At 51.9% G+C, this 12,417-nt stretch carries 12 protein-coding genes; 3 read left to right on the plus strand and 9 right to left on the minus strand.

What is annotated here, in order from left to right; translation table 11 throughout:
• Positions 1–39 precede the first annotated feature (39 nt).
• Together cdd and sanA are read left to right on the plus strand one after the other, a co-directional pair.
• Positions 40–924, plus strand: a complete 885-nt coding sequence (cdd, locus tag GA0061070_RS04075; protein WP_090133870.1) for a cytidine deaminase — start codon at positions 40–42, stop codon at positions 922–924.
• A gap of 125 nt (positions 925–1,049) precedes the next feature.
• Positions 1,050–1,769 carry an outer membrane permeability protein SanA gene (gene sanA, locus GA0061070_RS04080; protein WP_043952971.1) on the plus strand — a complete coding sequence of 240 codons (720 nt, stop codon included), beginning with the start codon at positions 1,050–1,052 and terminating at the stop codon, positions 1,767–1,769.
• A 6-nt stretch (positions 1,770–1,775) separates the two neighbouring features.
• On the opposite strand, the gene GA0061070_RS04085 is transcribed toward sanA, so the two are convergent.
• The 9 genes from GA0061070_RS04085 to GA0061070_RS04125 form a co-directional block, all read right to left on the minus strand.
• Entirely contained in the window at positions 1,776–2,234 is a 459-nt protein-coding gene (locus tag GA0061070_RS04085) for a hypothetical protein (protein ID WP_244153031.1), read from the minus strand.
• Between the two features lie 169 nt (positions 2,235–2,403).
• Positions 2,404–2,631 carry a hypothetical protein gene (locus GA0061070_RS04090; protein WP_090133874.1) on the minus strand — a complete coding sequence of 76 codons (228 nt, stop codon included), beginning with the start codon at positions 2,629–2,631 and terminating at the stop codon, positions 2,404–2,406.
• A gap of 188 nt (positions 2,632–2,819) precedes the next feature.
• Positions 2,820–3,830 carry a galactose/methyl galactoside ABC transporter permease MglC gene (mglC, locus tag GA0061070_RS04095; protein WP_090133876.1) on the minus strand — a complete coding sequence of 337 codons (1,011 nt, stop codon included), beginning with the start codon at positions 3,828–3,830 and terminating at the stop codon, positions 2,820–2,822.
• Between the two features lie 15 nt (positions 3,831–3,845).
• The gene (gene mglA, locus GA0061070_RS04100; RefSeq protein WP_090133878.1) at positions 3,846–5,366 is read right to left on the minus strand and encodes a galactose/methyl galactoside ABC transporter ATP-binding protein MglA; all 1,521 of its coding nucleotides are present in this window, start codon (positions 5,364–5,366) and stop codon (positions 3,846–3,848) included.
• A gap of 83 nt (positions 5,367–5,449) precedes the next feature.
• Positions 5,450–6,448, minus strand: a complete 999-nt coding sequence (gene mglB, locus GA0061070_RS04105; protein WP_090133880.1) for a galactose/glucose ABC transporter substrate-binding protein MglB — start codon at positions 6,446–6,448, stop codon at positions 5,450–5,452.
• Between the two features lie 294 nt (positions 6,449–6,742).
• Entirely contained in the window at positions 6,743–7,768 is a 1,026-nt protein-coding gene (gene galS, locus GA0061070_RS04110) for an HTH-type transcriptional regulator GalS (RefSeq protein ID WP_090133882.1), read from the minus strand.
• Between the two features lie 155 nt (positions 7,769–7,923).
• Entirely contained in the window at positions 7,924–9,084 is a 1,161-nt protein-coding gene (gene yeiB, locus GA0061070_RS04115; RefSeq protein ID WP_090133884.1) for a DUF418 domain-containing protein YeiB, read from the minus strand.
• A gap of 17 nt (positions 9,085–9,101) precedes the next feature.
• Positions 9,102–9,770: a GTP cyclohydrolase I FolE gene (folE, locus tag GA0061070_RS04120; protein ID WP_090133886.1), complete on the minus strand. Its 669-nt coding sequence runs from the start codon at positions 9,768–9,770 to the stop codon at positions 9,102–9,104.
• Between the two features lie 124 nt (positions 9,771–9,894).
• Positions 9,895–11,022 (minus strand): YbfB/YjiJ family MFS transporter, encoded by a 1,128-nt coding sequence (locus tag GA0061070_RS04125; protein WP_090133888.1) that lies wholly within the window; start codon positions 11,020–11,022, stop codon positions 9,895–9,897.
• Positions 11,023–11,158: 136 nt separating this feature from the next.
• Between GA0061070_RS04125 and fghA the strand changes: the two genes are divergently transcribed.
• Positions 11,159–11,995, plus strand: coding sequence for an S-formylglutathione hydrolase (gene fghA / locus GA0061070_RS04130; protein WP_090133890.1), 837 nt, complete (start codon positions 11,159–11,161; stop codon positions 11,993–11,995).
• The last annotated feature ends 422 nt before the right edge of the window (positions 11,996–12,417 follow it).

Genomic DNA, 12,417 nt, shown 5'->3' on the forward strand with positions numbered 1-12,417 from the left:
GTAAACTACGATTCCAAAACACTGCTATGAGGCACCGTTATGCATTCACGTTTTCACACTGCTTTTTCCGGGCTTGCGGAGAATTTACAAACCGCGCTGGCTCCTCTTTTGGCGGATGAACACTTTCCCGCCATGCTGAGTGCAGAGCAGGTGACAACATTGCAGCGGTCGAGCGGGTTGGACGAAGACGCACTGGCTTTTGCGCTACTGCCGCTCGCCGCCGCCTGTGCCCGCACCGACCTCTCTCACTTCAATGTTGGCGCCATTGCGCGCGGTATCAGCGGAACCTGGTATTTCGGCGCGAATATGGAGTTTGCCGGCAGCACCCTGCAACAATCTGTGCACGCCGAGCAGAGTGCTATCAGCCATGCCTGGCTGCGTGGTGAAAAATCCCTCTCCGCCGTGACGGTGAACTACACGCCATGTGGTCACTGTCGCCAGTTTATGAATGAGCTAAACAGCGGGCTGGATCTGCATATTCATCTTCCGGGGCGCGCGCCACATACGCTGGGCCATTACCTGCCGGATGCGTTTGGTCCGAAAGATCTTGAGATAAGAACGCTGCTGATGGATAACGCCGATCACGGTTTCCTGCCTGATGGCGATGAACTGGCGCAGGCTGCAATTATCGCAGCGAACCAGAGTCACGCGCCGTATACCAACTCACCTGCTGGCGTAGCCATTTTGTGTCGTGGCGGACAGATTTTCAGCGGTCGCTATGCCGAAAATGCCGCCTTCAACCCGTCGCTGCCGCCGTTGCAAAGCGCGCTGAACCTGCTGAGCCTTAACGGTTACGATTACGCCGATATTGAACGGGCTGTGCTGGCAGAACGTGCCGACGCGCCGCTCACCCAGTGGGATGCCACCGCCGCCACGCTGCGCACCATCGGTTGTCATCAGATAGAACGCCTGCAACTCGCCTGATCTCCTCACACTGCGGGTACAACCCGCAGTGGTGAAAAAGCCCGCAGTTGAGCGTCTGTTTCTTGCGCTTGCCAGACGGGTAAAGTAGCCTGAGTTAAATTTCACTCCTGTACCGAGTCTGCTACATGCTAAAGCGTTTTTTCTACAGCCTGTTAGTCCTGATCGGCTTACTGCTGTTAACTGCGCTTGGCCTCGATCGCTGGATGAGCTGGAAAACCGCCCCCTATATTTATGACGATTTGCAGGATCTTCCCTGGCGTCAGGTTGGCGTGGTGCTTGGAACGGCAAAATATTACCGCACTGGCGTCATCAATCAGTATTACCGCTACCGGATTCAAGGTGCGCTAAACGCCTACAACAGCGGCAAGGTCAACTACCTGCTACTGAGCGGCGATAATGCGCTGCAAAGCTATAACGAACCGGTTACCATGCGTAAAGATTTGATTGCCGCAGGCGTCGATCCGGCAGATATCGTGCTGGACTATGCTGGTTTCCGTACGCTGGACTCCATTGTCCGTACACGTAAGGTCTTCGACACCAACGATTTCATCATTATTACACAACGCTTCCATTGCGAACGCGCCCTGTTTATCGCGCAGCATATGGGGATTCAGGCGCAGTGTTATGCCGTGCCTTCACCAAAAGATATGTGGAGCGTGCGGGTGCGCGAGTTTGGCGCCCGACTGGGTACCATCGCTGATCTCTATCTTTTTAAACGTGAGCCGCGTTTCCTCGGCCCGCTAGTGCCGATTCCCTCAATGCAGGAAGTTCCCGACGATGCGCAAGGCTATCCGGCAGTCACCGTCGGGCAGTTGATGGAATTGCAGAAGAAGGCGAAAAACTGAGCGCGTTTAACTCACTGATGTGCTGCGGGTCGTATTTTTCACCGGACGAATCAGTGTAAAGCGACGCGCGAGAAAATCGCGGTGGTCAATAGTGGTTTGGGCCGTATGATCCACGGTCCATAATCCGTTCAGAGCATTGAACGGTAAAATCACTTCGCCCTCCGGCGTATTAACCAGATATTCACCGGTCTTCAGATAACCCGCACTGCATACGATTCGCGCTGGTGGATTATTTTTCAAACGATATTCTATTTTGCGAAAACCCGTTGGCACAATACAAAAATAAAAGAACGGGAATGCGGTAATTTTAATATCACCAGGCGTGGCGATAATATCGCCATCGCGTAATAACTCCACGCCTTTTAAATAGAAACTCACCTGGTGATTTTTTTCGTACGGCAAACTATCAACTTTAAAATACACAAAATTCATAAGCACCCCCTGAGCTGCGTATACAACTTTCACAGATTCATTCTTTTAAGCGTAAATAGGCATGCAGAGGAAGGCATTCAGAATTGACTTAATTATTATTCAGAGGGGAAAAAGCGATTGTGTAATTTTTGAAATAATGGGCTGCCATCTTGATGATATGTATTGGTAATACATCATAGATGGCAGTTGAATAACAAAGCTGTCAGGCTACTTTCTCCTCGCACTGATGTAAACAACGTTCCAGGTCGTAAATCAGGCTTTTAACCTGGTCGGGGGATAAATCAAAGAATTGCGACTCGAACACCGACGCGCCCGGCCCGGCTGGCGATGTGCTATAGCCAAACTTCATCACCACACCGTGCGCGTTATCTACTGCCCCAACCTGCCAGCCAGTGACGGGGAATGCGGGAAATACACCTGCGCTGCTCATCTCAATCTCCTTATAATCGCTGTGCCTAAGTTCAGCGTAGCATTGAAATGAAAAATTTAACAAGTCAGTTGTGATGAAGTTTTCTTGTGGTCAGCAGGTACTATTTTCAATCAGAAAAATCTATAACGCAGTGAAAAAAAAGCAAAAAAAGCCCGCTACGGGAAGCGGGCTTGATAAGTATATCGTAATTATTTCTTACGTGCGTATTTTAATGAGTCCAGCGCCACGGCGAAAATGATGATTCCGCCCTTGATAATATACTGCCAGTAAGGGTTGATACCGATATAGGTCAGGCCGTAGTTGATAACGGTAAAGATAATAACACCCGTTACTACACCGATAACCGTACCCACGCCGCCGCTGAAGGAGACGCCGCCCACCACGCACGCGGCGATAGCATCCAGTTCATACATGAAGCCGAGGTTGTTAGTCGCGGAACCGATACGACCTGCTTCCAGCATCCCACCGAATGCGTAAAACACACCGGAAAGGGCATAAATCATCAGCAGGTTCAGCGCAACGTTAACGCCAGAGACTTTCGCCGCTTCCGGGTTACCACCGATGGCGAAAATATTTTTGCCGAAGCGGGTTTTATTCCACAGAACCCAGACGAAGGCAACGGCAATCAACGCGTAGAAGGTGATGTATGACAGACGGAAACTGCCCAGCGCGATAAAGCCCTGCGTAAAGGTCGAGAATCCGCTATCGAAGCCAGAAATTGGCGATGCGCCAACGAAGTCGTAGTACAGAGAGTTGATACCGTAAACGATGATCATCGTACCAAGCGTGGTAATAAACGGCGTCACGTTCAGGTACGCAATCACGATACCGTTCACCAGACCAATTACCGCGCCGATTACACAGACGATCAGAACCACCACCGGAATCGGCATGGTTGCCATATCCGGGAAGACTTTGTTGGCGTTTTCCATCGACTGCAGCAAAGTCGCCGCCACCACTGCGGCAAGCCCAACCTGGCGCCCTGCGGAAAGGTCAGTACCCTGAGTAACGATTAACCCCGCCACACCCAGCGCAATAATAATACGTACCGATGACTGGGTCAGAATATTACTTAAGTTCAGCAGACTTAAGAACGTGGGATCCTGAAAAATGATAATGGCCAGTAACACTAAAAGAACAACGTAAATACCGCCGTCTTTCAGATAAGTGAGAAAAGTTTTCTTATTTAACGCACTCATGAGGAGCCCCTGATCTTAAAGGTGCAAAGACGCAAGACGGAGAATTTCGTTTTGCGTTGTCGTTTTAGTATCAACAATCCCGGAGACGAGGCCATTGCTCATTACCAGAATACGGTCAGTGATGCCTAACAACTCAGGCATTTCAGAGGAAATAATAATAATCCCCTTATTTTTCTTGGCCAGTTCGGCAATCAGTTGGTAAATTTCAAATTTCGCACCAACATCAATACCGCGGGTCGGCTCATCGAGCATTAAAATCTCCGGCTGAGTTAACAGCCAGCGACCAATAATAACTTTCTGCTGGTTACCACCGGATAACGAACCAATTTGCGTACGGTGTCCTGGCGTTTTTACACGCATCGAGTCGATAACCCACTGGGTATCACTCTTCATGCGGCTATTATCCAGTAAGCCAACTTTGTTTTTATAGTTTTGAATGTTAGAAATCAACGAGTTAAAACCGATATCAAGGTAAGCATAAATACCGGTAGAACGGCGCTCTTCGGTCACCAACGCGAAGCCATTATTGATCGCTTCATTGGCATTGTGATTATTAATCAGCTTGCCATGCAGCTTAATGGTCCCGGCAGATTTCTCGCGAATGCCGAATAAGGTTTCAACAATGTCGGTGCGTTTTGCCCCTACCAGCCCGGCAATGCCGAGAATTTCCCCTTTGCGCAGATCAAAGCTGACATCGCGAATAGAGGGCTGGCGTAACGAGGTCAGATTTCGCACTTCAAGAATGGTTTCGCCTGGTATGTTGTGTTTATCCGGGAAGCGCTGGTTCAACGAACGTCCGACCATCATAGCGATGATCTTATCCATATCCAGCCCTTCCAACGGTTGCGTGGCAATCCACTGGCCATCACGCAGGACGGTTATTTCATCACACAACTGAAATATCTCTTCCATTTTATGAGAGATATAAACAATACCGCAGCCACGCTCTTTCAGTTTGCGAATAATTTTAAACAGGTGATTGACTTCTTTTTCAGTCAGTGACGAAGTTGGTTCATCCATAATAACGATTTTGGCGTTATAGGAGAACGCTTTCGCAATTTCAATCATCTGCATTTGTGAAACAGACAATGTTCCCACACGCGCCCGTGGATCAATATCAATATCCAGCTCATCAAAAATGGCTTTGGTATCACGGTACATTTTTTCCTGATCGACAAATACACCTTTGGTCGGGTAGCGGCCCAGCCACATATTGTCCATCACGGAACGTTGCAGCACCAGGTTAAGTTCCTGGTGAACCATCGAAATACCATTTTCCAGCGCTTCTTTTGCTGAATGGAAATCGATTTCTTGTCCCTGAAAAAGAATGCTGCCGGAATCTTTTTGATAGATCCCAAAAAGGCATTTTAATAATGTTGATTTACCTGCACCGTTTTCTCCCATTAATGCATGAATGGAATGTGGACGGACTTTTAAATTGACATTATCGAGTGCCTTTACGCCTGGAAAAGACTTGTTGATATTGCTCATTTCCAACAAGAATTCACCTGACGACTGAGTATTATTGCTGACCATAATTATACCTTGTTGGCCTGGCATATCGTATTATTAATGGGCGTATTGATTAATACGCCCAGTGAGAACATGCTTACTTAATATTATTTACCGGCAATTTGAGCCAGGTTGTCTTTATCTACGCCAACGTAAGGAATACGAACAATTTTATTGTCGATTTTCCAGTTGGTGCCATCAGCGGCGCCTTTGCCTTCAGCGAGGTTTTTCGCCAAATCAAAAGTTGCTTTCGCCTGGTTGTTGGCATCATTCAGCACCGTACCAGCCATTGCACCGGATTTCACCAGTGCCAGCGCTTCTGGCAACGCATCGACGCCGAAGACCGGGATAGAAGACTTGTTGTGTGCTTTCAGCGCTTCAACTGCGCCCATTGCCATCGCATCGTTGTTAGCGATAACCACTTCAATTTTGTTTGCATTCGGGCCGGAGAGCCAGGCGTCCATTTTATCTTTCGCCTGAGCGGTATCCCACATTGCGGTATCCAGCGCCAGTTGCTGCGTTTTGATGCCTTTGTCGTTCAGCTCTTTGATAACGTACGTGGTACGAGCTTCAGCATCCGGATGGCCCGGTTCACCTTTCAGCAGTACGAACTGGATCTGCCCATCTTTGTTCAGATCCCATGCCGGGTTAGCGGCCCAGTGTTTGGCAATCAGGTCGCCCTGAATCACGCCGGATTCTTTAGAGTCAGTCCCCACATAGTAGGCCTTGTCGTAGCTATCCAGCGCCTTGCGAGAAGGTTCTTTGTTGAAGAAAACAACCGGAACGTTCTGGCCGCGCGCTTTTTCAATAACCGTGCCCGCTGCAGCCGGGTCAACCAGGTTGATGGCCAGTGCTTTCACGCCTTTCGCCAGCAGAACGTCGATCTGATCATTCTGTTTCGACTGGTCGTTCTGGGAGTCGTTCATCAGCAACTGAACATCCGGCGCTTCTTTGGCATCTTTCTCAATAGCTTTACGCACAACAGACATGAAGTTGTCGTCATACTTATAAATGGTCACACCAATGCGGGTATCGGCTGCGTGTGCGGCTGCGCCAAAAAGCATGCTTGCCATAACAGCAGAGAGGGTCAACACCTTCTTATTCATGGTATCTCCGGTTTTTTTATATGCAGGGTAGTTCTTATGAATATGCTCGGCAGGCCGGAATGTTACTAAAACGTTACGGTCGACCGAAGCTCACTCTAAAAATTTCATTCGTCCGTGTTCGGTAACGCTCCAGAAGTTCGATATCTTCGATGTTTCAAAGCAACTACTCGTAGTTAAAGTGAATAATCACCGTTACATCGTGTTTCAGCTTCTAAAACGCTGACATCATAGTCAGCGCGTTGTTAAGATACTGTGAATTTACTCACAGATTGAAAACGGTTACATCGCCCAATGTTATAAGTTAGTGATCGTAGCCACAGTTTGCCGGGTGGCAACAGAGTGGCGACGCACCAGCGTGGGCATAAAGCAGTGTGACGCCTGCAGATCCAGCTTCCCTGCGGCCCCCAGCAGCGCCAGTTCAGTGGCGAGGCGTGCCATTGACGCCACCGGATAGCGCACGGTCGTCAGTTGCGGATCGGTGTAACGGGCGATGGGAATATCATCAAAACCAATTAATGACAGATGCTGCGGCACTACAATACCGTTATCTTTCAGCGCCGTCAGCGCCCCGGCCGCCATACTGTCGTTATAGGCGAAGACAGCAGTAAGTTGCAGATTACGACCAAGCAGTTCAACCATTGCAGCTTCTCCGCCCTGCATATCCGGCGAGCCAGTGCCAACCCAGCTCTCCGGTGCAGCAATCCCCTGCTCTTCCAGCGCGCGGAACCAGCCCTCGCGGCGCAAATCGTTGTCTTCAATATGGTGACTGGATGCCAGATAGCCGATGCGCTGATGACCATTATTCAGCAACATGCGGGTTGCCATTACCGCCCCGCTGACGTTATCAAGGCAGACGCAGCGGTGGGCATAGCCTGGGACTAACCGATTGATCAGCACCATGCCAGGAACCTGCTCCATAAAGCCTGCCAGTTCCTCATCGCTCAACGCTTTTGAGTGAACAATCAGTGCGTTACAGCGCTGACGGATCAGCACTTCGATAGAGTGGCGCTCTTTTTCAGCTTCGTGGTAACTGTTGCCGATCAGCACATATTTATCGTGCTGCTGTGCAACGGTATCCACCGCTTTGACCAGCGCGCCGAAGAAAGCATCCGAGACATCCATCACCACCACGCCAATGGTATCGCTCACCTGAGTGGCCAGCGCCTGTGCGTTGGCATTCGGGCGGTAACCAAGCTGGGCGACCGTTTTCATCACCGTCTCACGCGTATCCTGGCTTACCAGCGCGCTGTTATTCAGTACGCGGGAAACCGTCGCGACGGAGACGCCCGCATGACGGGCAACGTCACGAATGGTGATCATTTTCACCCACCTTTTCTGGATTGCGGCTGTTCACACTCACCCCCTGGGTTAAGTAAGGAGGCTATTCTGGCAGTCGGTGCAGGAATGCTACGTGAGTGACTTCACATGAATGGAAACGGTTACATCCATTTTGTTAATGATTGTGATCGGGATCGTTATCTGGATGTGCGTTCTAATGATGTCCCTGAAGCACGAGCGGTTAGTCTCCGCCATAGCCACTCCAGTGGCCCCTGGCGGAAATGTTTAAGCCAGAATACGGAGAAGAGAATGTTGACCACCCATACCAGTGGCACAAACGCCAGCAGTTGTAGACGGTTAAACTTCATAAACAGACCAAGATGATTAAACAGCGTGGTGCAAATCAGCGTTTGCAGCAGATAGTTACTCAACGCCATCCTGCCAACACAGGCAATCGCGCTCACCAATTTACTGCCGCAGATCTGCGGCCAGAACCCCCACGCCAGCGCGGCATAGCCTATTGCCTGCATCGGCCCACCGAGTTCTCGCGGCGCCTGCAAAAAGAAAGCGCACCAGTGGTAAGACCAACCAAGCTGCCACTGCGCAACGATGGACGGAATGTTGATCAACATACCAAGCCCAATCAGCAGTGCGCCAACGCGCCGGTAGTGATGAAGACTGAACTGCCCTCTCAGCCAGCCACTACGCATCAGGGCCGCCCCCAGCAGCATCATGCCGGCCAGTTGCCAACCATATTGCGCCCCCAGCGCCAGTAGCGCATTCGACAGCATACCCGCACGATTACTGAGCGCCTCAGTAAAGCCGCCGCTGGTTTTCCACCACATTTCATACTGCACATTGGCGGCATCCGGTAGCCAGGAACGGTTAGGCATACTACCGGAAATGGCTCCCAGCAACAGCAATACAGCGATACCAATCAAATACAGCACCACGCCGGTATTGAACATCGTCTTCACGCTGTGCGCGTCACGGATCATCCGCCAGGTAATCAGCCCTATCAACCCGTAAGCCAGCAGAATATCGCCATCCCAGAAAAAGAGGCCGTGTATAAACCCGAGAATGACCAGAAGCGTCAGGCGTGACTGGATCCAGCGTTTACCGCGCGACAGCAGCATTTGCAGCCCTGCGCCGAACAGAATGGTGAACAACGAGAGAAATTTCACCTGAGCGAACAGATCAAGCAGCGCCCATGTCCAGGCATCGCGCAACGTGATGCCACCATACCAGGCGGGATTCAGGTAGGCCGCTTTCGGCAAACCGAAAGCGGTAATATTCAGCAGCAGAATACCAAAAATGGCGATGCCACGAATAAAATCCAGCGTGACATTTCTCTCCATGTCTGGCTCCCGGCGAATCAGTTACTGTGGCGTACGGCGCGCAGGAACTCCTGGCGGGTATTCTGGCTGGACTTAAACAGCCCGCCGAGTGAGGTAGTGGTGGTAGCGCTGGTGGCGTCACGAATGCCGCGTGCTTTGACGCAATAATGTACGGCATCAATGGATACTGCGACATTGTTGGTACCCAGCAGCGTTTGCAGCGCCGTCAGGATCTGCTGCGTTAGACGCTCCTGCACCTGCGGACGCTGGGCGAAAAACTGCACGATACGGTTTATTTTCGACAGACCAATTACCGACTCTTTCGGAATGTAGGCCACTGTCGCTTTGCCATCGATAGTCACAAAATGGTGTTCGCAGGTGCTGGTCAGCGTGATATCGCGCACCGTTACCATTTCATCCACCTTCATTTTGTTCTCAATGACAGTGATTTTCGGAAAATTGGCGTAATCGAGACCGGAGAAAATTTCATCGACATACATTTTGGCGATGCGATGCGGCGTTTCCATCAGGCTGTCATCAGTCAGATCGAGATTGAGTAGCTGCATAATCTCGGTCATATGCCCGGAAATAAGACGTTTGCGGGTTTCGTTATCCATTTCGCGCACCGGAGGGCGCAACGGTGTTTCCAGACCGCGGGCGACCAGAGCCTCGTGAACGAGTGCCGCTTCTTTACTGAGTGATGACATATTATTTTTCTCCTGCAGGTGTGGCATGCTTCGCCAGTTACGGCGAAGTGAGCGGACATTGTGCGTGAGGTTGCGCACATAATCCAGCCCCGCTAGTGATAATTATAGAAATCGTCATTGCCTTTCAGGCGCTACGTTTCCACACCAGTAAGCCGCCGATCAGTAGCGCGATCGCCGCCACACCGAGCGCCGGTTCAAGGCGTTGCGTCAGCCAGGTAGAGAGCGCCGACGTCATCGGGCCAACCAGTTGCCCCACGGCATAGCCGGTAGTCAGCAGCCCGGCCATATAACGCGTATGATCGGGTGCAAGCTCGCGTCCATACAATAACGAAAGCTGTACCGCGCAGAGAAATCCGCCGCCAACCAGTAACGCACCGAGCACCAGCCCGCTCATGCCAGGAAGCAACCAGGCTGCCAACACACCAGCGCCCTGCAACCACAGCACGATCGCCAGCCGTTGGTGGCTATGCCCCACATGACGCAGCAGGATACTGAGCGCAATCCCCACCACCGCTGCCGCACCGAACACCGGCCAGACAAACTGCGCGAACAGACTGCCGGGAAAACGCAGCGCAGCCATTTGCGACAGAAACGTCGCGGGCAGAATATAACCGAATCCGGCAAGACTATAGCTCCACACCAGCCGTTGCAGATTTGCCGTCAGGTGTAGCGGTTGTGGTTGTGTTCCGGCGCGGTGCCACTCGCCAGGACGCGGCAGATAGCGGGCGATCAGCGCCACCAGCAGCAATGCCAGCACGCCATACACCTGCCAGGCGGAAGCCGCACTTAAGCCTTTCGCCTGAATTGCCACCGCCAGCAGGCCACTGATGGCAATACCGGCACCAGGACCGGCAAACACCGCCGCACTCAATCCAGGTTTACCGGCATGCGCCAGACGCTCATTGCTCCAGGCAGCGATCAACACCATCGCCCAGCCGCTCATCGCACCAATCACCAGCCGTAATGCGCCGTGAACCAGCGCGTTATCCGCTATAGCAGAGAGAAACGTCAGCGCAACCGCGCCGCTGATACCAAGCCACAGGCGCAGTTCGATATGCCGCTGCGCGCGCATCGCATCCCAGGCGCCAAGCAGATAACCAAGGTAGTTAATGGCGGCAACCAGCCCGGCGCTGGTCAGCGTGAGCTGTCCGTCGCGGATCATCAACGGCACCTGCGGGGTAAACGCAAAGCGGCCAATCCCCATCGCCACCACCAACACAATAAAGCCGCAGAGCGCTACTCGCTGCGCCATGGCTCCTCCAAATGTTAATGATAAGTTGTATTTATGATGCAACAGGTTAAATACAGGCGAAAGTGAAAGTTACTCAGCAGGAGGAATAATATGTATGATACCAGGATGTTACTTATTGTTAACTGAGGAGCCCCGCATGGAAATGCTCGAAGAGCACCGCTGTTTCGAAGGCTGGCAACAGCGCTGGCGTCACGACTCCGCCGTACTCAACTGCTCGATGACCTTTAGTATTTTTTTACCGCCGCCGCGCAGTGTAACGCCGCCGCCAGTACTGTTCTGGCTCTCCGGGCTGACCTGTAATGATGAAAACTTCACCACCAAAGCGGGCGCACAACGTGTAGCGGCAGAACTGGGGATCGTACTGGTAATGCCGGATACCAGCCCGCGCGGCGAGGCAGTAGCTGATGCTGACGGCTACGATCTGGGCAAAGGCGCAGGTTTCTATCTCAATGCCACGCAACAACCGTGGGCGGCACACTACCGGATGTACGATTATCTGCGTGACGAGTTACCGGCGCTGATTCAGGCGAAATTCAACGTCGGCCCGCATTGTGCCATTAGCGGCCATTCAATGGGCGGCCATGGCGCATTAATTATGGCGCTGAAAAACCCTGGACGTTATACCAGCGTGTCGGCGTTCGCGCCGATTGTTAATCCGTTGCAGGTACCGTGGGGACAGAAAGCGTTCACGGCGTATCTGGGCGATGACGCCGCCTTGTGGCGTGAGTGGGATAGCTGCGCGCTGATGCTGGAGAGCACAGAGGCCGATGCAATCCCGATGCTTATCGATCAGGGCGATAACGATCAGTTCCTGGCCGATCAACTGCAACCAGCACGGCTGGCGGAAGTGGCGCGGCAAAAAAGCTGGCCACTGACGCTGCGTATCCAGTCCGGGTACGATCACAGCTACTTTTTTATTGCCTCTTTTATTGAAGATCATCTGCGCTTCCATGCGCAGTATTTGCTGAAATAACGGCCCCCCGGCGCACCGCTGTCGGGTTTTTTCTTGTCAGGAACGTGTCAACGCTATTCAGGACGGGGCAGCAGAATCGGGATAGGGGCTGATCTCACGATCAGCCTCCTCCCACACCACCGTACATACGGGTCCGTATACGGCGGTTCGGTTATGTTTATCGTCGCCTGCCTATAAATCCGGTAGGCCCAGTCTGATGAACAGGCGATTGGGAAGTGCTATGCTCAGTGCCGGACTACAGCTTATCCGCCATTGCTTATGGCAACTCCCTACCGTTTGCGCTGCAAGGTCTTTGCTTACTCCCCGTCTGCGCAACTCTTTGAAGCGCTTGCTGCCCGTTTTCCACTGTTTCCACAGGACACTTCGCAACCTGCGCCTTATCCACCTGTTCAGATCTCTCATCAGCGTTTGCCACTGGTTCA

Origin of the sequence: Kosakonia oryziphila (assembly GCF_900094795.1) — a bacterium.
Lineage (GTDB): Bacteria > Pseudomonadota > Gammaproteobacteria > Enterobacterales > Enterobacteriaceae > Kosakonia > Kosakonia oryziphila.

Bases quoted from the DNA above. Each gene is read 5' to 3' on its own strand.
- mglC (WP_090133876.1), bottom strand. From the start codon at position 3,830: ATGAGTGCGTTAAATAAGAAAACTTTTCTCACTTATCTGAAAGACGGC.
- galS (WP_090133882.1), bottom strand. From the start codon at position 7,768: ATGATCACCATTCGTGACGTTGCCCGTCATGCGGGCGTCTCCGTCGCG.
- fghA (WP_090133890.1), top strand. From the start codon at position 11,159: ATGGAAATGCTCGAAGAGCACCGCTGTTTCGAAGGCTGGCAACAGCGC.
- GA0061070_RS04125 (WP_090133888.1), bottom strand. From the start codon at position 11,022: ATGGCGCAGCGAGTAGCGCTCTGCGGCTTTATTGTGTTGGTGGTGGCG.
- cdd (WP_090133870.1), top strand. From the start codon at position 40: ATGCATTCACGTTTTCACACTGCTTTTTCCGGGCTTGCGGAGAATTTA.
- GA0061070_RS04090 (WP_090133874.1), bottom strand. From the start codon at position 2,631: ATGAGCAGCGCAGGTGTATTTCCCGCATTCCCCGTCACTGGCTGGCAG.
- sanA (WP_043952971.1), top strand. From the start codon at position 1,050: ATGCTAAAGCGTTTTTTCTACAGCCTGTTAGTCCTGATCGGCTTACTG.
- folE (WP_090133886.1), bottom strand. From the start codon at position 9,770: ATGTCATCACTCAGTAAAGAAGCGGCACTCGTTCACGAGGCTCTGGTC.
- mglA (WP_090133878.1), bottom strand. From the start codon at position 5,366: ATGGTCAGCAATAATACTCAGTCGTCAGGTGAATTCTTGTTGGAAATG.
- yeiB (WP_090133884.1), bottom strand. From the start codon at position 9,084: ATGGAGAGAAATGTCACGCTGGATTTTATTCGTGGCATCGCCATTTTT.
- mglB (WP_090133880.1), bottom strand. From the start codon at position 6,448: ATGAATAAGAAGGTGTTGACCCTCTCTGCTGTTATGGCAAGCATGCTT.